The sequence below is a fragment of the Patiriisocius sp. Uisw_047 genome, from assembly GCF_047730165.1.
GTDB lineage: Bacteria > Bacteroidota > Bacteroidia > Flavobacteriales > Flavobacteriaceae > Patiriisocius.
Window position 1 is genome coordinate 78,554 of sequence record NZ_CP159834.1, and the last position, 19,085, is coordinate 97,638.

Here is a 19,085-nt window from a genome sequence, read left to right on the forward strand (position 1 = left end):
GATGAAGAATATACTAAACAAACTAATCAACCACGAGCGCTTATCAAAGGTGCAGGCAAGAGAGGTTTTGGTTAATATTTCTGAAGGGAAATATAACCAAAGTCAGATTGCGGCTTTTATGACCGTTTATATGATGCGAAGTATCGGTATTGAAGAACTCGAAGGTTTTCGCGATGCACTATTAGAATTGTGTATTCCCGTAAACGTCAGTGATTACAACACCATAGATTTATGTGGCACAGGCGGCGACGGAAAAAACACCTTTAACATAAGCACCTTAGCGTCATTTGTGACTGCAGGTGCCGGCGTTCATGTCACTAAACACGGAAACTACGGCGTTTCTTCTATTAGCGGAAGCAGTAATGTAATGGAACAATTGGGCATCAAGTTTAGCAATAATAACGACCATCATAAAAGATGCTTAGACGAAGCAGGAATTTGCGTATTACACGCGCCCCTCTTCCACCCTGCAATGAAAAATGTAGCGCCTATTCGCAGAGAACTGGGTGTAAAAACATTCTTTAATATGTTAGGCCCTATGGTAAATCCCGCTTTTCCTAAAAACCAATTAGTAGGTGTTTTTAACCTTGAGTTGGCTAGAATATATGGATATCTATATCAAAAAGGCACAAAGAATTTTGCGGTACTCCACGCCATGGATGGCTACGACGAAGTGAGTTTAACGGGACCGGTAAAAATGATAAGCAATGCTTCGGAAATAGTATTGACTCCAGAGAGTTTCGGAGTTAAGAAGATAGCCCAGAGCGACATTTATGGAGGAGAAACAGTAAAAGAATCTGCTCATATTTTTTCTGAAATATTAAGTGGAAATGGAACCGAGCCACAAAATAACGTGGTCTGCGCTAATGCGGGATTAGCAATATCGACAGTAACTGGATCTACGATACAAGAAGGATTTAATAAAGCGAAAGAAAGCTTGATGTGCGGGAATGGGTTGAATGCTTTGAATAAAATTAGGCAATTGAGTACGTAAAAGAGTAACGATTTCTGATTGGGGATTTTTGAATATTGCGCTAAAAAAGATTCAAAAATCGTTAATCCACAATCTCCAATCATATTATGACAATACTAAAAAAAATAACAGAGTACAAAAAACTAGAAGTCGCTGCAAGAATGCAGGCGTTTCCTCTCTCTGTATTGAAGCAATCCACTTTATTTGCAAGAGACTGTTTTTCTATGGCTAAAAGTGTGGCAGAAGGTTCTGGTATTATAGCAGAACACAAAAGACGCTCGCCAAGCAAATCTGTAATCAATGAGAATATATTAGTTCCAGAAGTAGTGAAAGGATATGAAAAGGCCGGTGTGAGTGCCATTTCGGTATTGACGGATACCAAATTTTTTGGAGGATCATTGGATGATTTATTGGTAGCAAGAGCTTGTGTAAACATTCCATTATTACGAAAAGAATTCATTATTGACCCATACCAAATCTATGAGGCAAAAGCCTACGGTGCAGATGCGATTTTATTAATTGCAGCCTGTTTAGAAGCAGGTGAATTACAAGAATATTCTGCATTAGCAAAAGAATTAGGGATGGATGTATTATTAGAAATACATAACGAAGAAGAACTTAAAAAGTCTCTGCACCCTACTGTAGATTTGTTAGGAGTAAATAATAGAAATCTTAAAACATTTGAAGTTTCACTTGATGCGAGTAAAGCATTATCAAAACTGATTCCTGATAGTTATGTAAAAGTTTCGGAAAGTGGTATTAGTACTATTGAAGCGATTCAAGAATTAAAGCCATATGGGTATAAAGGCTTTCTTATTGGTGAACGATTTATGAAAACCGAGGATCCTGGAAAAAGTGCGATGGAGTTTATTAAAGCGCTTCAGTAAAATGAAACAGACTAAACTAAAAATATGCGGAATGAAGCACAACGTAGCCCAAGTGGCAGCGTTGCAACCAGACTATTTAGGTTTTATTTTTTATACTAAAAGTTCACGTGACTATGAGGATGACGTACTTAATATTTCAGAAAAAATAAAGCGCGTGGGTGTTTTTGTAGATGCGCCTATTTCATTTATACTTAAAAAAATTAAAGCTTTTAAACTAGATGTGATCCAACTACACGGTGATGAATCTGTATTTTATATAAACGAAATCAATCAAAATATATTAAACTTACCTACTAGAGTAAAACAGGAAAACGGAGTCGAAGTTTGGAAAGTCTTTTCAGTCGATGACCATTTTGATTTTAGTAAAATTTTAGTGTATGAGAATGTGGTAGATAAGTATCTCTTTGACACAAAAGGAAAAGACAAAGGCGGTAATGGTTTCGCTTTCAACTGGAGGGCGTTAAATGACTATCCAAGCACCAAGCCTTTCATTTTAAGTGGCGGTATCTCCTTGGAGAATATTTCTGAAGTGAAAGAACTATTACAAACAGATTTACCCATTCATGCCATTGATGTGAATAGTAAATTTGAAGACAGCCCTGGATTAAAAAATGTGGAAAAATTGAAAAAGTTAATTAAAGAAATAGAATAATGCTTCAACAAGCTCAAATTGACAAATAAAGTCAAACTGAGCCTGTCGAAGGGCAACAAACAGATATGAATTATAACGTAAACGAAAAAGGATATTACGGCGAATTTGGCGGTGCATACATCCCAGAAATGCTGTATCCAAATGTAGAAGAATTGCGCCAGAAATATATAAAAGTGATGGAAACTGCTGATTTTCAAGCAGAATTTCAGGACTTGCTGCGAGAATATGTAGGCCGTCCAACACCTTTGTATTTTGCCAAGCGATTGTCTAAAAAATACGACACAAAAATCTACTTAAAACGAGAAGATCTTTGCCATACAGGAGCGCATAAAGTGAATAATACAATTGGGCAGATTTTAATGGCGCAGCGTTTAGGCAAAAAACGAATTATTGCAGAAACGGGTGCAGGACAACACGGTGTAGCAACCGCGACCGTTTGCGCGCTTATGGGACTAGAATGTATCGTTTACATGGGCGAAATTGACATCGCGAGACAAGCCCCAAACGTCGCTAGAATGAAAATGCTAGGAGCAACTGTTGTACCTGCCTTAAGTGGAAGTAGAACATTAAAAGATGCTACCAACGAAGCCATTAGAGACTGGATTAACAACCCAACAGACACGCATTATATCATAGGGAGTGTCGTAGGACCGCATCCATATCCAGATATGGTGGCACGTTTTCAAAGTGTTATTTCTAAAGAAATTAAATTACAATTACAAGAAAAAGAAGGACGTGAGAACCCAGATTATGTAGTTGCCTGTGTAGGTGGCGGGAGTAATGCTGCTGGGGCTTATTATCATTTTTTAGATACTCCAGAAGTGGGCCTCATCGCCGTAGAAGCAGCAGGAAAAGGAATCCATAGTGGAGAGAGTGCCGCCACCTCAGCACTTGGTAAAGTTGGGGTTATTCACGGAAGCAAAACGCTGTTAATGCAAACAGATGACGGCCAGATTACAGAGCCGTACTCTATTTCGGCAGGCTTAGATTATCCCGGTGTTGGACCTATGCACGCACATTTGTTTGCGAGTGGTCGTGGCGAATTTATAAGTGTCACAGATGATGATGCGATGCATGCTGGCTTAGAACTTTCTAAACTAGAAGGGATTATTCCAGCAATAGAAACAAGTCATGCGCTAGCGATTTTTGAGACCCGTAAATTTAAGCCAGATGATGTGGTGGTCGTTAATTTAAGTGGACGGGGTGATAAGGACCTAAATAACTATATAGAATATTTTAACCTATAGCCTTTAAAAGAACCAAGACTGCTTCGCTACAGAAAACAAGAAATAAGAGAAAAAAAAATGAATCGAATTACCGAAAAAATAAAAGCTAAGTCTAAACTCCTCTCCATCTACTTCACCGCAGGATATCCAAATCTTGAGGACACCATTCCCATTCTTGAAAGCCTGCAGGCAAACGGCGTAGATATGATAGAAATTGGTTTACCCTTTAGTGATCCTCTCGCAGATGGGCCAACAATTCAAGCAAGTGGAACACAAGCCCTCCAAAACGGAATGACCACTACCCTACTTTTTGAGCAATTGAAAGACATTCGAAAAACCGTTTCTATCCCTTTGATAGCGATGGGATACTTTAATCCTGTGCTTCAATATGGTGTAGAAAATTTCTGTAAAAAATGTCAAGAAGTTGGTATCGACGGATTGATTTTACCAGATTTACCTTTGGCTGAATACACAGAACACTACAAAGCTATTTTTGAAAAATACGGACTCATAAATGTATTTCTAATCACCCCTCAAACCAGCGACGAACGCATTCATCAGATAGACGATGCGAGCAATGGCTTCATATATATGGTAAGTAGCGCCAGTGTAACTGGATCTAATTCTAGCTTCGGAAATGCGCAAACGGACTACTTTGCTCGCATCAAAGAAATGAACCTCAACAACCCACAAATTGTAGGTTTTGGGATTAATAATTCTAAAACTTTCGAGGCTGCCACCAAGTATGCAAGCGGAGCAATTATTGGGAGTGCGTTTATAAACATGTTGACGGAGAAAGGAGTGGATGGGATTGAGGAATTTGTAAAAGCGATCAGGTAATTTTTCCTATTCCGATTTCAAGGTTTAACAAACCTTTACATGAACTAAACACTAGGTTAGACTGATGTTTTGTATCTTGAAAATTAACAATAAATGAAAAGAATATGAAAAGGAAATTTGAAAGAACAGTAGAGCAAACAAACCCAACAAATCCTACGGGAAATGTGAATCAAGCTAGGACTAATAAATTTGATCCTGAGACGAAGACCATAAAAGAACAACAGGAAAAGAGATAATTACTAAGCACTTAGCGCTGATATTCTCGCCAAAGTTTATGCCGAGTATTTCTAATAGTTGCCATATAAACGAAATACAGAAATGAACAAAAAACTTAATTATGGGAAAAGGAGACAAAAAAACGAAACGAGGCAAAATAAGTCTTAGCACTTTTGGAAAGCTACGACCAAAACGCAAAAAGTTTACGTTGCGACCTAAAAAGATAAAAGGCAATGCACCACAAAATTAATTAGAGCGATTGGGTAACCAGTCGCTTTTTTGTTGCGTAAAATAAGGGGGGTATTGTTCGATTCTTAAATCGATGCTGTTCTTGTGGGGAAAGGAGACTTTCATCTCCTTATAAGCTTTTAAACTCCCTACAGCACGATTAGCAGCACCGCTGGGCGCTGTTAAACAAATCGTATGAATGATTCTTTTTGAAATAGGCAATTGAAAACTGTGAATTCTCGGCACTTGATCGTGGATTACATTAACGACAAAGCCACTCGCCTTGGCTACTTTTCTAAAAAAGTACTCGGGTCTATTTTTACTGTTTCCTCCTGTGAAGAGTAAGGTATCCAATTTCGGGTATTTTTCTAATACGGAAATCAAATCCCGAAACTCAACCTCCTGCATTCCTAAATCACTTGCATCTATTTTATCTCGCTTTGCTGAAGCTACAATATCAAAGATTCCTATGTTATTATTTATCAATAAAGCTTGCCTTTGCTCAATGGCTTTTTGGGTGGTTTCAAAAACCAAACCAACATTAAAAATAGAGTTTAAAATAGTCCATAGTTGGCCGTCTATACTTCCGTAGCTAAAGTTTACATCACAAGGATTATACTTGCCAATGGTAAAACGTGGTGGTGGCAAAGTACCCACTATTAGTTTTGTGGCTTTCCCTAAGTTAAATGGCGGATATGGATGGGTGTGGCGGAACAAATTACGAATGCTATTTAGTGAGTGGTAACTAGTAAATAGTTTTCTATTTCAAACACCTACCTTATAAAAACGGGCTCATTTTCCTTCTCCGTGTGCTGTTCGCTGTATCGATATTCATCGCAGTCAAAGCCTAAAATATCTTGACCATTTTTAGCGTCTGTATCAATAAGGTAACGCGCCATACTCCCTCTGGCTTTTTTAGCGAAGAAAGAAATGATTTTTAATTTTCCGTTTTTGTAGTCTTTGAATACGGGGCTTATAATGGGCACCTTTAGCAACTTTTTGTTGATGACTTTAAAGTATTCCTGACTTGCTAGATTTACAAAAGTTTCGTCATCTTCTAATTCGTCATTTAAAGCTTCGGTCACAGTGTCGCCCCAGAATTGGTATAGATTTTCTTTTCGCCCCACTTTTAAGCTTGTTCCCATTTCTAAACGGTAGGCTTGCATTAAATCTAAGGGTCTTAATACGCCATACAGTCCAGATAGGATGCGCAATGTATCTTGCAGTAGGTCTATCTTCTTTTCTGAAATACTATAGGCATCTAGCCCGGTATACACATCGCCCGCGAAGGCGTAGACTGCTGGCCTAGCATTACTCTTTGTAAACGGCGTGGCAAATTCTTTATAGCGCAGATAGTTGAGCTCAGCCAGTTTATCACTAATGTGCATTAACTCGCCAACTGATTTCTTAGACTTTTTCTCAAGCTTTGCATTGAGTATTTCTGCCTGTGTTAAAAACTGAGGTTGGGTACCACGTGTAGTTGGTAATTTACTTTCGTAATCAAGAGATTTTGCTGGCGAAACAACAACTTTCATAGGGATCTAATTTTGTATAAAAATAAGAAGAAATGAGGATAAACGGCTCGTATACCTATCTTTAAAATTAATCTAATGATAGAGAACTCCAATAATGAAGTGAATCATAAATTTGCTGTTGAGTTTTTACTATTTCCGAAGGCATAACGTTTACTTCATTACAAGCATTTACATTTTTTGATAAAATTTATTCCAATCTTCACCCGACCTTAATGGGCAACCAAAATAAATTTTAATGTAACAAGTGAGGGCTTAAAAAAAGCAACGCCTCAACTCTTAAAATTTGTGCTTTCCTTTTTTAAAGTTTTATTCCATTACGTGCTTACTATAGTTACGCCACTTCTCTAGACAGTCCTCAATATCTTGTGGAATCTTACTTTCAAAACGCATGAACTCTCCGGTTGTAGGGTGCACAAAACCCAAGGTTCTGGCGTGGAGGGCTTGGCGTGGGAGTACTTTAAAACAGTTGTCTACAAACTGCTTGTATTTTGTGAAGGTGGTTCCTTTTAAAATCTTCTCACCACCGTAGCGCTCGTCATTAAAAAGGGTGTGGCCTATAAACTTCATATGCACACGTATCTGATGTGTGCGCCCTGTCTCTAGTCTACAACTCACTAAGGTGACATATCCAAATCGCTCCAACACTTTAAAGTGTGTCACGGCTGCTTTTCCTTTTTCTTCTGCATCTTCATCCTTGAAAACAGTATTCTGTAAACGATTTTTAGGATGACGACCTATGTGACCTTCAATGGTACCTTCTTCTTCATCTAAATTACCCCAAACGAGCGCTACATACTCACGCTCTGTACTTTTATTAAAAAACTGCTTAGCGAGATGTGTCATCGCCTCTTCTGTCTTGGCAACCACAAGTAATCCACTCGTGTCTTTATCAATACGATGTACTAATCCTGGGCGATTGCTAGAATTGTTAGGGAGATTATCTATATGATGGATGAGTGCATTTATTAATGTACCACTGTAGTTTCCGTGGCCTGGGTGAACGACCATTCCTGGTTGTTTGTTCACAACAAGTAAGTCATCGTCTTCATAGACAATATCTATATCTATATCTTCTGGCGTGAGCAACATCTCATAGGGAGGGTGTGCAAAAAGCACCGTCACCACATCATCTGGCTTGACCTTGTAATTAGATTTCACTATGACATCGTTAACAAAAATATTACCCTCTTTTGCGGCTTTCTGTATTTTACTACGTGTCGCATTCTCAACACGATTCATTAAGTATTTATCTACACGCAAAGGTTGTTGACCCTTGTCTGCGACAAACCTAAAATGCTCATGAAGATCATCATTTTCAGCTGGCTCTGGGCCCGTAATTTCGTTATTCTCCATCATCGTTGATTTCTGTGGTGTCACTTCCTGGATGTAAACTTCCGGCACCATCGCCTATGACTAAATCTATCACAGTGGTTTTACCTAGCTTCGTCCCGGGGGTTAATTTTTCGCCTTTGTAGCGGAGTTCTAATATTTCGTCTTTAGCTATATAAGGCCGCGTACTTATCTTTCCTATTTTAAATCCTGTTGCCAATAATGTTCGTTCTCCTTGACGTCTGGTGATTCCAACAACGTTAGGTACTGGGATTTTTGTGTACCCAGAAGGATTTAATGCCAAGTAGATTTTGCGATCTTCTTTAACTAGTTTTCCTGCCTTTGGTAATTGCTCTATTACAGAATACTGCGGATACTCTGGATTGTAATTTGCAGAGTCCATCACTTCATATCGCAAATCCATACCATCTAGCGTATCTTCTACCTTGTCCAACTGCATTTTTGAAAGGTTAGGCACTTTTATGGTTTCCCCGTGATTTGTGGTACTTTTAAGCCACAACATTAAGAGGAATACTAAAATTACTAATGCGACAACGGCAAACAATAACTGCTTGATGAAGGTCTTTGTAAATAGAAATCTAAAAAAGTTCATAGGTCACTAATATAGGGTGCAAATATAGCGGGCAATTTACTATCTTTTTAAAGATAACGACTATTTTTGTTAGCGTGCGTTTGTCACAATCTATTAAACGTTGCAATTTTAAAAGTATGCGAAACAATAAGAAAAATATCGCCGTGCTTATGGGCGGCTATTCTAGCGAAGTAAACATCTCTCTTAACAGTGGTGCCGTGGCCTGCGAAGCCTTAGACAAAAGCAAATACAATGTCTACCCCGTTCATATTTTAAAATCGGGTTGGTTTTTTGTTTCTGAAACAGCTACTAAAAGCCCCATTAACAAAGGTGATTTTAGCTTTAATACGCCAGAAGGCAGCATTATTCCAGATGCGGTTTTTAATACCGTACACGGTACGCCAGGAGAAGATGGCTATCTCGCGGCTTATTTTGAGTTGCTGGGTATCCCGCAAACGAGTGCTGGTTTTTATGAAGCAGCGCTGAGTTTTAACAAACGAGACTGCTTGTCTGTGTTAAAAAACTTTGGTGTAAAATGCGCCAACTCCTATTATCATAATAAGGGCGAATCTATAGATGTGAACGCTGTGATTACAAAAGTAGGACTCCCCTGCTTTGTCAAACCCAATCGCGCTGGTAGTAGTTATGGCATTAGCAAGGTGAGCACCATAGAACAGTTTGCCCATGCCCTAGTCCACGCCTTTAAGGAAGACCACGAGATTATTATTGAGACGGCTTTAGTGGGGACAGAAGTATCTGTAGGGACGTATACTAACTTCGGAAACGTGCTTGCTTTTAACCCTACTGAGATTGTTAGTGAAAACGACTTCTTTGATTATGAAGCAAAATATGAAGGAAAGTCAAAAGAGATCACTCCTGCTCGTATTTCCGAAGAAGAAACCTTGCGCGTACAAGCCGAAGCAAAACGCATTTACTCCCTACTCAATATGAGAGGCATAACACGCTCTGAATTTATTATTCAAGATGGCATTCCTTATTTTATAGAAACAAACACCACTCCAGGACTGAGTACCGAAAGTATTATCCCAAAGCAAGTGAAAGATGCTGGGATAGAACTTGGAGCCTTTTTTGAGATGTTGATTGAAGGGATTTTGAAGTAAAACCACTTGAATTCTCAATAAAGTGTAATCACCTAGTTTTATCAAAGTCCATTAGACGCTGATCAAATCAATAAAAAGATCTAATACAGGTAAAGAACGATCAAAAAATAAAAAATATTTGGTAAAAAGAGAAAAAGTCTTAGAAGAAATAATTGAAGGATATAGAAATACTATTTGTCATAGATATCAATATGAAAATATAAAAAAAACCTACGACCTCCCGGCAAGTATAGATGAAGCAACCGTAAACCAACTTAGGGAGTATTTTTTGAATTACATGTATCCAGCGCACGATAAGCGAGTGGCATTAAACGAGGCATTTAATAGTCTAGATGACTATACTAAGTATCCCCAGAAATTATTGAAAATCCTACTAGACGCCGCAAAACTCATCTTTAGATATGGAAGACATTTACCTAGAATACTGATTGCAGGGCTCCATGCCATGAAGACCTTTAAGGCCGCTACAAACTTTGAGAACAGCTTGGTTGATGAAGCCGTTAAAAATGAAATAGAAGCACCGTATGATTTAGTAAAGATTGATGCTCTAATAAAACTATTGTCTCGCGAGGAAATCGAAAAATTTATAGAAATTTCGCAATCCTTATTTGAGATCTTGCACGATAAAGTGCTCATTAAAAAAATCAAGGAAGTGATTCAGCACCTCATCACTGCTATGAGAAAAAATGAAAATTCTTATTCGCAAAGTCAAATCAAAGGTCTTGAAATAGGACTTGAAATGATCACAGAAGGAGATGCACTTTTTAATCGATTACCAAAAGAAGATCAATTAAACTTAGTCCTAGTTATTTCAGAAATAGAAAGAGACAATCTAGATTATATTTTTTAGGAATATAAAATTTTCGGCTTTACTAGCCTATTACGTGTTCCAGCAAAAATAATACCAACGAACAGAATAAAAGCTAATCTGTGCACTATTTGGATTCATTAGATATCTCAGCCATTATTTTTATAAAAAACTGATAAATGGGTACCTTGTACGCCCAACAAACACTGTAATATATACTATAATTATGCATAAAACTTATGTCTTCTTACTCTGTATTTTTGTAACCACACTCTATGTTCAATGTGATTCAAAAGAAAAAAACAAACAAGTTAACACCCAAAACATCCTTCAGGAAGATGAAAGCAAAGCCCTTCACTTACTTCATGATATTGAGCCACTCACTGCGAATGGAGACGTGAATGCAATCATTGAGATTTCTGCGGGCACCCTAGACAAATGGGAATTAGATAAAACAACAGGAGAAATAAGTTGGGAGTTAATCGACAATCAACCCAGAGTTGTAAACTACATAGGATATCCTGGAAATTATGGAATGATCCCAAGAACCTTACTTTCAAAAGAAAGCGGTGGGGATGGTGACCCATTAGACATTCTCGTTCTTGGCGCTCCCGAGGAAAGAGGTCAAGTTATAAAATGCAAATTAATAGGCGTATTATATTTACAGGATCGCGGTGAACAGGATGATAAATTAATTGCGGTTTCAATAGATTCGCCTATGTACGGAGTGCAAAGTATAGCGGAATTGAACAATCAATATAAGGGGGTTACAGATATAATACAGCTATGGTTTTCAAACTATAAGGGTCCCGGTAAAATGGAGTCCAATGGATTTGGAAACAAAGAGGTTGCTCTTAACATACTTACACAGGCAATTAATGAATATCAACTAAATAAGACCAAAGGAGCAAAGTAAAAAAATCGACCTAAAAATTATACATAGCAGAAGACGTTTAGTTTGATCCAAACGCCTTATTTTATTTAGACCTGTCATAAATAGACGCGCACCTGCGCGCAAATAGCGGACGTTTCTTACACAACAGCGGTAGTAATAAATATATTACTAGCACAAATTTTGTAGCCTATATTTCTGATTCGTCAACAACTGGAGCCACCCTCATAGCTGATTTAAGAAGGGTTGCAGCCGTAGACATATCTCGTACGCATTTGTACTGTCCATTCTGTTTCTCGAAATAAGACATATAATTTCCATTATCAACTTCGCTACCAGCAGCATCAAGTTCAGTCCAAGAACCTATCTCAATTACCCCATCACCTGCAGCAAATATGTCTACAACCTTATATAGGTTATAAGTACCAGTAGTGTCTTTTGCCAAGCGATCTGCCATATTTGCCCTGATAGCTTTCTTTCCTTTAATTGGTTGGTTGTTTTGGCCATAACTTATCGCGTTTTCGCCGTAATAATCAGCGATTGCATCAGCATCTTTCGCTTTTTCACCTGCTGCATAAGCATCTTCCATAGCTTGAATTTCTGCCTTCACCACATCCATATCAAGAGCTACCTCTTTTCCCATAGTTGTACAGGCGGTTAGAATTAGAGCAGCGACTGCTAAAAACCCTAATAATCTAAAATTTTTAATCATAATATTAACGTATTGGTTAGATTTCGATGTACAACATAAGATTGAATAACAAACACTTAGCACTTTCATTAGTTTAAAATGATAAACAATGGTAGACCGGAGGTGCTGGTATAACTTCTCTTATTTTTATTATACAGGGATAAACTTGTAAATTGTATTCCTATATAATCACCACTATTAAGCCAAAATAAAACAATGAAGAAATCCTAAAATCTTCGTATTTTTAATGCCAATAAATTAGCTGCAAATAGGTTAGCCTCAAAATATTTTTTAATTAATTTTCTCAAAAAGCAAATAGTGATTACAGATTTTCCAAGCCATTTTTTCTATACAACCGAAGCATCAAGGTTTCTTATAAGACCAGTCCATCCTTCTGATAAGGATTTATTACAAAAAGGATTTGCCGAACTTTCTGAAAGATCTAAGTATCTGAGACTGTTTGAAATCAACAATAGGCTAAGTGATGTTCAGTTAAATTATTTTACTGAAGTTGACGGCATACAACACGTTGCTTGGGGGATCCTCGATGCGTCTGGCTCCGTCTCTATACCTGTTGCTATAGGACGGTTTGTGAAATTCAAGGAGGAACAAGATATGGCAGAAGTGGCCATTACAGTAATTGACTCACACCAAGGTAAAGGATTGGGGAGACTTCTATTTGCCACATTAAATCTTGTAGCGGGTAAAATGGATTTAAAAAAATTAAGGCACTATGTGCTTAGCGAAAATCGTTTTGCACTAAATGCACTGAAAAAATTTAATATTATAAGTCAGAAAAATGAAGGGACGCTAACAACAATAGACATCAAGGTAATCCCAAATCATATGGCAATCCCAGCTGACCCTAAAACGCAGACTTTTATTTCAGTTATGAAAACAATAGAGAAAGAATTCGGGATTTCAATTAATCGAATACAGAAAGGATGATAGTAATCCTTCAAGTGTAATTTTTGAAATTAGGAAATCGCGTCATAGCGACTTTTAGATTTTCTTTAAAAAAAGTGTATTTTTACTTAATAAAATATTTACCCCTGTCATATGAAACTTAATTTCAAATTAGTCCTACTTGTTTTAACATTCTGTTGTTCTCATTTTATAACACAAGCGCAATACATCACCTTTTCTCATGATGGTATAGACCGACAATATATTTACCACGAACCAATAGAACTAGATGAAAATACGCCATTGGTATTTGCAATGCATGGCTATACAGGTGATGCTGGCAGCATGAGAAATTATTCTGATATGAATGACCTTGCAGATCTATATGGATTTGCAGTTGTGTACCCTAGAGGAACTAAAGACGGCGGAGGCAATCGCTTTTGGAATGTAGGCTATGACTTTCATCCAAATGAAGATGTTGATGATGTGGGCTTCTTAACAGAGTTAGCAGCATACCTGCAAGTTACGCATGGTTTAAATCCTGACTATACTTTTGCTACTGGATTTTCTAATGGTGCAGAGATGTGCTATATGCTTGCCTGCCAAGCCTATGAAACGTTTAAAGCCGTAGCGCCCGTTGCTGGCATGATTTTGCAAGACATACTAGACGAATGTGATGGCAGCACGCCTATCCCGTTGTTTGAGATACACGGTTCTCAAGATGGAGTAACACCTTTATCTGGAGATCCTAGCAATCAAGATGGATGGGGAGCATACCCGAGTATCGCTTCAACAATAGATTATTTTGTGGCCAAAAACGAGTGCACCACCTTAGTAAATGAAACGCTACCAGATACAGACCCTAGTGACGATAGTATCATTGTGACTGAAAAGCACCAAAACGGAATTAACAATAATGAGGTATGGTATTATGAAGTAGTAGGAGGAGGTCACGATTGGCCCGGTGCTTGGGGAAATATGGACATCGATGCCGGCGAAGAAGCATGGTTGTTTTTCCGCATGTATATGGACAATATCCTGTCAAACCCTAACTATAACAGTCTAGACAAGACGATTCGTGTTTTTCCTAACCCTGTACAAAATATGATTAGCATTGAAAATAACGACCCGACACTAGCAATACAAGATGTGATATTGTATGATATTCTTGGAGTACAAATTGAGACATCCCTCAACAACGGAACCATGGATTTGAGCAATTTAAGTTCTGGAGTATACTTAATGACAATTAACACTTCTTTGGGCGTAATTACAAGAAGAGTTATTAAAGAATAAAAAGTGAAATTATTTATTTCAATGCCACTATTCTATCTTATTTCGATGACATCTTGAGGTCATAGATTAGAAAAAAAAATGAAACTTTCATTTCCGGGACTATGCTTTCTGAAATCTCTAACAAGGTATATTTGAATGAGATTAAACATTTTTATTTTTTAATTAAAATTATATTATCGGCTCTGCCGTTTTTGCTGATGATGTTACTTTTAAGTTCGAAGAGTATCAAATTGAAAATCAAAAATGATTAAATCAATACTCACAAGCTCATTCACCTTACTACTGTGCACTTCAGTAAAAGCACAGAACCCATCACTTATAGATTTCTACAAATACAATCCAGCCGTAGAACATCGCGTTGATGCAATTTTCAATTCTCTAAACGATACTGCTCGCGTTGCTCAAATGATTGTAACCTCTGCTGGCGAATTAGGAAAGCCTGATAAAACAGTGCTGAAATTAGCACAAGAAAATAAAATAGGCGGTATCGTTTTTCTAAAAGGCAGTAAAGAAAATCACAAGAAGCTCATTGATAGTTTAAATAGTATAAGCGCTAATCAAAGACAACTGCCGCTACTCTATTCTATTGATGCAGAGCCCAGCTTATTTAATGGAAGACTAAAAGGCAGTGCGCCTATGATGAATACCATTGATATTAACACCACAAAGGAAGCTGATTCTATTGCCCGTATTATTAATGAAAGTTTACTAGAGATTGGTTTCCACCAAAATTTTGCTCCCGTAGTAGATGTAAGTCCAAACAACGAAGCCATTAAAAACAGAAGCTTTGGGAGCGATCAAGCAAAAGTAATTGAGCTGAGCACTCAGTTTATAAAAACAACACAAGCTCAAGGAATTATTGGCACGGCAAAACACTTCCCTGGTCACGGATTAGTAAGTGGAGACACACATGAAAAATCAGTGTATCTAGATGGGCCCTTGCAGGAAGTAGCCGTGTATCCTCCGCTTATAGAAGCTGGCGTGCTCTCCATAATGATGGCGCACATTACGATACAAAACAGCCCCAAATACAATACAGAAGGACTTCCAGCCAGTTGTTCCAGAAAGATAGTAACTGGCTTACTAAAAGAAGAATTAGGCTTCAAAGGACTCGTGATTACAGATGCGCTAAACATTATGAAAGCAGTTACCATTATTGATAACGCTCCACTCCTAGCATCAAAAGCAGGGAATGATATGTTGTTGATGCCCAAAGATGAAACTGACACGATATATAGTATTCTTTCCGAAATGTCAAAAAACCAGAACTATAGACAGCAAGTGTATCAATCTGTAAAGAAGATTATTAGGCTAAAGGTGTTTCTTGGTTTGATTTAATTCAAATAAGTATTATCGTGGACTTTTTAAATGTACTAAAACCTAGGACATTTTTTTGCGAGCGTTTTATAGCGTGACGCCTTCCATTTAAAATGAACTACAAACATGCTTCCTTTTTACTAATATGAGTTTATAGCAATTTTTTAACTAAAAAGTAGCCATACTTTTCTTCAAATCATTCGAAAAACACAACATTCCTCAAATTTACATTATGAATAATGCATTTTTATGATCAAATCTATTCAAATTTTATGATATTCATTTTTTAAACAGCACTTGGTTTTTAATATCACAATAATCTTCGATTTGTGGCGCTTTATGGCAAAATATATTCAAAAAAGCATCAATTTTACCTGCTTAATTTAAGCTATGATAAACGCCTACATACGAGGTACTGGTTCTTACGCACCTCAGAACATTGTCAAAAATAATTTTTTCGAAAGTATTGGATCTTCAGATAAATGGATCTATGAAAACCTTGGGATTAAGGAAAGAAGAATCTCAACGGGTGAAACTACAAGCGATTTAGCTTATGAAGCTGGATTAGCTGCGATCAAAGATGCAGATTTACTACCTAGTGATATAGATCTTATTATTCTAGCCACTGCAACTGCAGATAGGCTTGCTCCTTCTTGCGCGTGCTTTGTGCAGGAAAAACTAAATGCAACAAATGCTGTTGCTTTTGATATTTCCGCAGTATGCTCGGGCGCACTATTTGCTACAGCCACAGCGGTACAATATATAAAATCGGGTATGTATAAAAACGTACTGGTCATTGGCGCAGATACGTTTTCTACGATCACAGATTGGACGCGCAGAGATGCCGTATTTTTTGGGGATGGCGCGGGCGCATTTGTACTTTCAGACACGACAGAAGACAAGGGGTTTCTTGATTTTGTTTTATATACTGACGGTACTGGAAAGGAACATTTCACCATTCCTGCCGGAGGATCAGAAAAACCAGCATCCACGGATAGTATTAAAAACGGAGACCATTTTTTTTATATGAATGGGCCAGAAGTTTATAAGACAGCTATTAATGTGGTTCCAAAATGTATTAACGAAATACTGACAAAAAACAAGCGAAGTATCGATGAAGTTAAATTCCTTTTACCACATCAACCAAGTATTAAAATCTTGAAGGAAGTTGCAAAACGCGTGGACATGCCATTTGAAAAAGTAAAAACCAATATGGATCGCTACGCAAATACATCTGGAGGGACGATTCCTATCATTCTTGATGAAACACTAAAGAATAACAAATTCAAAGATGGAGACTTACTATTATTTGCAGCTGTAGGTGCAGGCTGGACCTGGGGTACAGCTTTGTACAAATGGTAAATTATATTCTTCTTTTTTAAACAACGAAATTATGCTTTCAAATACAACATTCTTGATTACAGGTATTGCTGATAAACATTCACTCGCAATGTATGTAGCTAAAGAAATTATTAGACAAGGTGGTAAGGTAGTTTGCACCGGACTGGGCGTGAGTCCACATCATATTGGTTTATCTGAAAAAGCCAAATCATTCCTGACCAAAAACTTTGAAGACTTTAAACAAGCCGTTACAGAAGAATTGGGTGATAGCTCTGTAGAAATTCTAGATGTTACCCTAGATGAAAATATAGCATCTTTTGCGCGTACTCTTTCTGATAGGAACATCAAACTAAACGGATTACTTCACGCAATTGCTATGGATAAAACCATTCGTAATAAAGAAGTAAAACCTTTGCTAGATGTCACCAAAGAAGAATTTTGCGATACTATGAATGTATCTGCATATTCTCTTATTAGGCTCTCTCATTATTTACTGAAACACAAAGTATTGCAACCAGGTGCTTCTATATGCTCCCTTAGCTATATCGCCGCTGCAAAAGTGACATTCCACCCATACCGAAATATTAGCATTGCAAAAGCAGCATTAGAAAGAATCACTATCGAGCTAGCCGATGAACTGGGAAGAGCGCATAAAATTCGTGTGAATGCCATCCGGTTTTCTCCTTACATGGGAAGTAAAGCAGGGAATGCCACGTTAAATGAAAAGGATGTGAACACCTCAGATAGGATGAGCCCCTTAGGAAATGCAAAACCGATGGATCTTGCCTATGAGATTGTTCATCTATTTAGACCTGAGCTAGCGATTACCGGAGAAATAAGACACGTTGATGGCGGTTATAATATTACAGGATAGCATCCTATTTGTTTACTGTAGGTTTAGTAAATTTTAAAAAAAAAATCAATTTTTATATTATAAAAATGGGTAAAAAGATCAACTTTATCGTACTGGCAGCTTTAGTGATTTTTAGTGCTTTTACTGCAACAAGTTATCAAGAACTATCATCAGAAATAGACAAAGCAGATACCGCTTGGATGCTAGTTGCGAGTGCTTTTGTGCTGCTTATGACACCGGGTCTTTCTTTCTTTTATGGCGGAATGATTAACAAAAAAAACATTATTTCTACTATGCTACAAAGTTTTGTAGCGCTTGGTGTTGTTAGTGTTCTTTGGGTACTTGTTGGTTTTAGTTTAGCTTTTGGAGATAGCATAGGCGGTATCATAGGAAACCCATTTACTTACTTAAACTTTAAAAATGTCGGACTCGAACCCAACCCAAATTATTCTAGTACCATTCCGTTTTTACTCTTTGCATTGTTTCAATTAAAATTTGCAATAATAACACCAGCGCTAATCACTGGTAGTTTTGCCGGTCGAGTGCGATTTAGAAGTTACATTCTATTTATGGTGCTGTTTAGCTTATTTATTTATAGTCCTCTTGCACATATGACTTGGCATCCTGACGGCTTGTTTAGAAAATGGGGAGTCCTTGATTTTGCTGGCGGAACCGTGGTACACATGTCTGCAGGATTTGCAGCATTAGCTGGAGCACTTTATTTAGGAAAAAGAAAAGTAGCTGTAGAAAACCATGCAAATGTTCCATATGTTATTTTAGGTACTGGCTTACTTTGGTTTGGTTGGTTTGGTTTTAACGCTGGTTCTGCGCTAGGCGCAAACGGAGATGCAGTTATTGCATTTGCAAATACCAATATTGCTTCTGCCACCGCTATGATAACCTGGATTTTTTATGAAAGAATGTTAGGCAGAAAAATGTCTGCAGTAGGAGCCTGTATTGGTGCTGTCGTAGGGTTAGTCGCGATTACACCTGCAGCGGGTTTTGTAAATATTGGTCAATCTGTACTTATTGGGTTTGTTGCTGCGATAGTTTCTAACTGGGTAATCCATCTTAAAAATAAATCTGGTATTGATGACACACTAGATGTTTTTCCTAGTCACGGGATTGGCGGAATAGTAGGAATGCTTTTAACCGGAGTTCTAGCGAGCAAGGTGGGATTAATATATGGAGAAACAACTACGTTTTATTATCATTTAATAGCACTTGCAATCACCTCTGTATTTACTTTTGGAGGTAGTTATTTACTATTTAAAATAGTAGATGTACTATTAACAATGAGAGTAAGAGAGGATCAAGAAGAAAGAGGTCTTGATCTTAGTCAGCATGGAGAGAGCATAGAATAAAGCAATACACTCGCACCT

Annotated in this window: 21 protein-coding genes; 16 read left to right on the plus strand and 5 right to left on the minus strand. The window is 37.6% G+C overall.

Features of this window, described 5'->3' with window-relative positions; all coding sequences use genetic code 11:
• Nucleotide 1: 1 nt before the first annotated feature.
• The 7 genes from trpD to ABXT71_RS00400 all read left to right on the plus strand — a co-directional run bounded on the left by trpD (nucleotide 2) and on the right by ABXT71_RS00400 (nucleotide 5,044).
• A complete protein-coding gene (gene trpD, locus ABXT71_RS00370; RefSeq protein WP_415371823.1) occupies nucleotides 2–994 on the plus strand; it encodes an anthranilate phosphoribosyltransferase in 993 nt (330 codons plus the stop codon).
• Between the two features lie 86 nt (nucleotides 995–1,080).
• On the plus strand, nucleotides 1,081–1,860 hold the full coding sequence (gene trpC, locus ABXT71_RS00375; protein ID WP_415371824.1) for an indole-3-glycerol phosphate synthase TrpC: 780 nt from the start codon (nucleotides 1,081–1,083) through the stop codon (nucleotides 1,858–1,860).
• Between the two features lie 31 nt (nucleotides 1,861–1,891).
• Complete coding sequence (locus ABXT71_RS00380) at nucleotides 1,892–2,512, plus strand: phosphoribosylanthranilate isomerase (protein ID WP_415371825.1); 621 nt, start codon at nucleotides 1,892–1,894, stop codon at nucleotides 2,510–2,512.
• A 65-nt stretch (nucleotides 2,513–2,577) separates the two neighbouring features.
• The gene (gene trpB / locus ABXT71_RS00385) at nucleotides 2,578–3,759 is read left to right on the plus strand and encodes a tryptophan synthase subunit beta (protein WP_415371826.1); all 1,182 of its coding nucleotides are present in this window, start codon (nucleotides 2,578–2,580) and stop codon (nucleotides 3,757–3,759) included.
• A 57-nt stretch (nucleotides 3,760–3,816) separates the two neighbouring features.
• Complete coding sequence (trpA, locus tag ABXT71_RS00390; protein WP_415371827.1) at nucleotides 3,817–4,578, plus strand: tryptophan synthase subunit alpha; 762 nt, start codon at nucleotides 3,817–3,819, stop codon at nucleotides 4,576–4,578.
• Nucleotides 4,579–4,682: 104 nt separating this feature from the next.
• Nucleotides 4,683–4,814 carry a hypothetical protein gene (locus tag ABXT71_RS00395; RefSeq protein ID WP_415371828.1) on the plus strand — a complete coding sequence of 44 codons (132 nt, stop codon included), beginning with the start codon at nucleotides 4,683–4,685 and terminating at the stop codon, nucleotides 4,812–4,814.
• Nucleotides 4,815–4,915: 101 nt separating this feature from the next.
• Nucleotides 4,916–5,044 carry a 30S ribosomal protein THX gene (locus ABXT71_RS00400; RefSeq protein WP_415371829.1) on the plus strand — a complete coding sequence of 43 codons (129 nt, stop codon included), beginning with the start codon at nucleotides 4,916–4,918 and terminating at the stop codon, nucleotides 5,042–5,044.
• Here ABXT71_RS00400 and ABXT71_RS00405 read toward each other — a convergent pair.
• From ABXT71_RS00405 to ABXT71_RS00420, 4 genes are all read right to left on the minus strand, one after another.
• Nucleotides 5,041–5,739 (minus strand): uracil-DNA glycosylase family protein, encoded by a 699-nt coding sequence (locus tag ABXT71_RS00405; protein ID WP_415371830.1) that lies wholly within the window; start codon nucleotides 5,737–5,739, stop codon nucleotides 5,041–5,043. The genes ABXT71_RS00400 and ABXT71_RS00405 overlap by 4 nt on opposite strands.
• A gap of 56 nt (nucleotides 5,740–5,795) precedes the next feature.
• Entirely contained in the window at nucleotides 5,796–6,557 is a 762-nt protein-coding gene (gene yaaA / locus ABXT71_RS00410) for a peroxide stress protein YaaA (protein ID WP_415371831.1), read from the minus strand.
• Nucleotides 6,558–6,863: 306 nt separating this feature from the next.
• Nucleotides 6,864–7,913, minus strand: coding sequence for an RluA family pseudouridine synthase (locus ABXT71_RS00415; RefSeq protein ID WP_415373043.1), 1,050 nt, complete (start codon nucleotides 7,911–7,913; stop codon nucleotides 6,864–6,866).
• The gene (locus ABXT71_RS00420) at nucleotides 7,900–8,499 is read right to left on the minus strand and encodes a PASTA domain-containing protein (RefSeq protein ID WP_415371832.1); all 600 of its coding nucleotides are present in this window, start codon (nucleotides 8,497–8,499) and stop codon (nucleotides 7,900–7,902) included. Before ABXT71_RS00420 ends, ABXT71_RS00415 begins: the two co-directional genes overlap by 14 nt.
• 116 nt (nucleotides 8,500–8,615) lie before the next feature.
• Between ABXT71_RS00420 and ABXT71_RS00425 the strand changes: the two genes are divergently transcribed.
• From ABXT71_RS00425 to ABXT71_RS00435, 3 genes are all read left to right on the plus strand, one after another.
• Nucleotides 8,616–9,599, plus strand: a complete 984-nt coding sequence (locus ABXT71_RS00425) for a D-alanine--D-alanine ligase (RefSeq protein ID WP_415371833.1) — start codon at nucleotides 8,616–8,618, stop codon at nucleotides 9,597–9,599.
• Between the two features lie 118 nt (nucleotides 9,600–9,717).
• A complete protein-coding gene (locus tag ABXT71_RS00430; protein WP_415371834.1) occupies nucleotides 9,718–10,449 on the plus strand; it encodes a hypothetical protein in 732 nt (243 codons plus the stop codon).
• Nucleotides 10,450–10,633: 184 nt separating this feature from the next.
• Nucleotides 10,634–11,323, plus strand: a complete 690-nt coding sequence (locus ABXT71_RS00435) for an inorganic diphosphatase (RefSeq protein ID WP_415371835.1) — start codon at nucleotides 10,634–10,636, stop codon at nucleotides 11,321–11,323.
• 166 nt (nucleotides 11,324–11,489) lie between these two features.
• Here the strand turns inward: ABXT71_RS00435 and ABXT71_RS00440 are convergent, their stop codons facing one another.
• Nucleotides 11,490–11,942, minus strand: coding sequence for a YybH family protein (locus tag ABXT71_RS00440; RefSeq protein ID WP_415371836.1), 453 nt, complete (start codon nucleotides 11,940–11,942; stop codon nucleotides 11,490–11,492).
• 366 nt (nucleotides 11,943–12,308) lie between these two features.
• Here ABXT71_RS00440 and ABXT71_RS00445 point away from each other — a divergent pair, with 366 nt between their 5' ends.
• From ABXT71_RS00445 to ABXT71_RS00470, 6 genes are all read left to right on the plus strand, one after another.
• Nucleotides 12,309–12,938: a GNAT family N-acetyltransferase gene (locus ABXT71_RS00445; protein ID WP_415371837.1), complete on the plus strand. Its 630-nt coding sequence runs from the start codon at nucleotides 12,309–12,311 to the stop codon at nucleotides 12,936–12,938.
• Nucleotides 12,939–13,049: 111 nt separating this feature from the next.
• Nucleotides 13,050–14,192, plus strand: a complete 1,143-nt coding sequence (locus ABXT71_RS00450) for a T9SS type A sorting domain-containing protein (RefSeq protein ID WP_415371838.1) — start codon at nucleotides 13,050–13,052, stop codon at nucleotides 14,190–14,192.
• Between the two features lie 243 nt (nucleotides 14,193–14,435).
• The gene (locus ABXT71_RS00455) at nucleotides 14,436–15,530 is read left to right on the plus strand and encodes a glycoside hydrolase family 3 N-terminal domain-containing protein (protein WP_415371839.1); all 1,095 of its coding nucleotides are present in this window, start codon (nucleotides 14,436–14,438) and stop codon (nucleotides 15,528–15,530) included.
• 369 nt (nucleotides 15,531–15,899) lie between these two features.
• A complete protein-coding gene (locus tag ABXT71_RS00460) occupies nucleotides 15,900–16,871 on the plus strand; it encodes a 3-oxoacyl-ACP synthase III family protein (protein WP_415371840.1) in 972 nt (323 codons plus the stop codon).
• Between the two features lie 31 nt (nucleotides 16,872–16,902).
• Complete coding sequence (locus tag ABXT71_RS00465) at nucleotides 16,903–17,724, plus strand: SDR family oxidoreductase (protein ID WP_415371841.1); 822 nt, start codon at nucleotides 16,903–16,905, stop codon at nucleotides 17,722–17,724.
• Nucleotides 17,725–17,789: 65 nt separating this feature from the next.
• Entirely contained in the window at nucleotides 17,790–19,067 is a 1,278-nt protein-coding gene (locus tag ABXT71_RS00470) for an ammonium transporter (protein WP_415371842.1), read from the plus strand.
• Nucleotides 19,068–19,085: the final 18 nt, after the last annotated feature.

What these genes read in the sequence shown, in the direction of transcription:
- trpB (WP_415371826.1), top strand. Translation starts at nt 2,578, where the DNA reads ATGAATTATAACGTAAACGAAAAAGGATATTACGGCGAATTTGGCGGT.
- ABXT71_RS00415 (WP_415373043.1), bottom strand. Translation starts at nt 7,913, where the DNA reads ATGATGGAGAATAACGAAATTACGGGCCCAGAGCCAGCTGAAAATGAT.
- ABXT71_RS00380 (WP_415371825.1), top strand. Translation starts at nt 1,892, where the DNA reads ATGAAGCACAACGTAGCCCAAGTGGCAGCGTTGCAACCAGACTATTTA.
- ABXT71_RS00465 (WP_415371841.1), top strand. Translation starts at nt 16,903, where the DNA reads ATGCTTTCAAATACAACATTCTTGATTACAGGTATTGCTGATAAACAT.
- ABXT71_RS00455 (WP_415371839.1), top strand. Translation starts at nt 14,436, where the DNA reads ATGATTAAATCAATACTCACAAGCTCATTCACCTTACTACTGTGCACT.
- ABXT71_RS00425 (WP_415371833.1), top strand. Translation starts at nt 8,616, where the DNA reads ATGCGAAACAATAAGAAAAATATCGCCGTGCTTATGGGCGGCTATTCT.
- trpC (WP_415371824.1), top strand. Translation starts at nt 1,081, where the DNA reads ATGACAATACTAAAAAAAATAACAGAGTACAAAAAACTAGAAGTCGCT.
- ABXT71_RS00400 (WP_415371829.1), top strand. Translation starts at nt 4,916, where the DNA reads ATGGGAAAAGGAGACAAAAAAACGAAACGAGGCAAAATAAGTCTTAGC.
- ABXT71_RS00440 (WP_415371836.1), bottom strand. Translation starts at nt 11,942, where the DNA reads ATGGGAAAAGAGGTAGCTCTTGATATGGATGTGGTGAAGGCAGAAATT.
- trpA (WP_415371827.1), top strand. Translation starts at nt 3,817, where the DNA reads ATGAATCGAATTACCGAAAAAATAAAAGCTAAGTCTAAACTCCTCTCC.
- ABXT71_RS00395 (WP_415371828.1), top strand. Translation starts at nt 4,683, where the DNA reads ATGAAAAGGAAATTTGAAAGAACAGTAGAGCAAACAAACCCAACAAAT.
- ABXT71_RS00450 (WP_415371838.1), top strand. Translation starts at nt 13,050, where the DNA reads ATGAAACTTAATTTCAAATTAGTCCTACTTGTTTTAACATTCTGTTGT.
- ABXT71_RS00460 (WP_415371840.1), top strand. Translation starts at nt 15,900, where the DNA reads ATGATAAACGCCTACATACGAGGTACTGGTTCTTACGCACCTCAGAAC.
- ABXT71_RS00420 (WP_415371832.1), bottom strand. Translation starts at nt 8,499, where the DNA reads ATGAACTTTTTTAGATTTCTATTTACAAAGACCTTCATCAAGCAGTTA.
- ABXT71_RS00470 (WP_415371842.1), top strand. Translation starts at nt 17,790, where the DNA reads ATGGGTAAAAAGATCAACTTTATCGTACTGGCAGCTTTAGTGATTTTT.
- trpD (WP_415371823.1), top strand. Translation starts at nt 2, where the DNA reads ATGAAGAATATACTAAACAAACTAATCAACCACGAGCGCTTATCAAAG.
- yaaA (WP_415371831.1), bottom strand. Translation starts at nt 6,557, where the DNA reads ATGAAAGTTGTTGTTTCGCCAGCAAAATCTCTTGATTACGAAAGTAAA.
- ABXT71_RS00435 (WP_415371835.1), top strand. Translation starts at nt 10,634, where the DNA reads ATGCATAAAACTTATGTCTTCTTACTCTGTATTTTTGTAACCACACTC.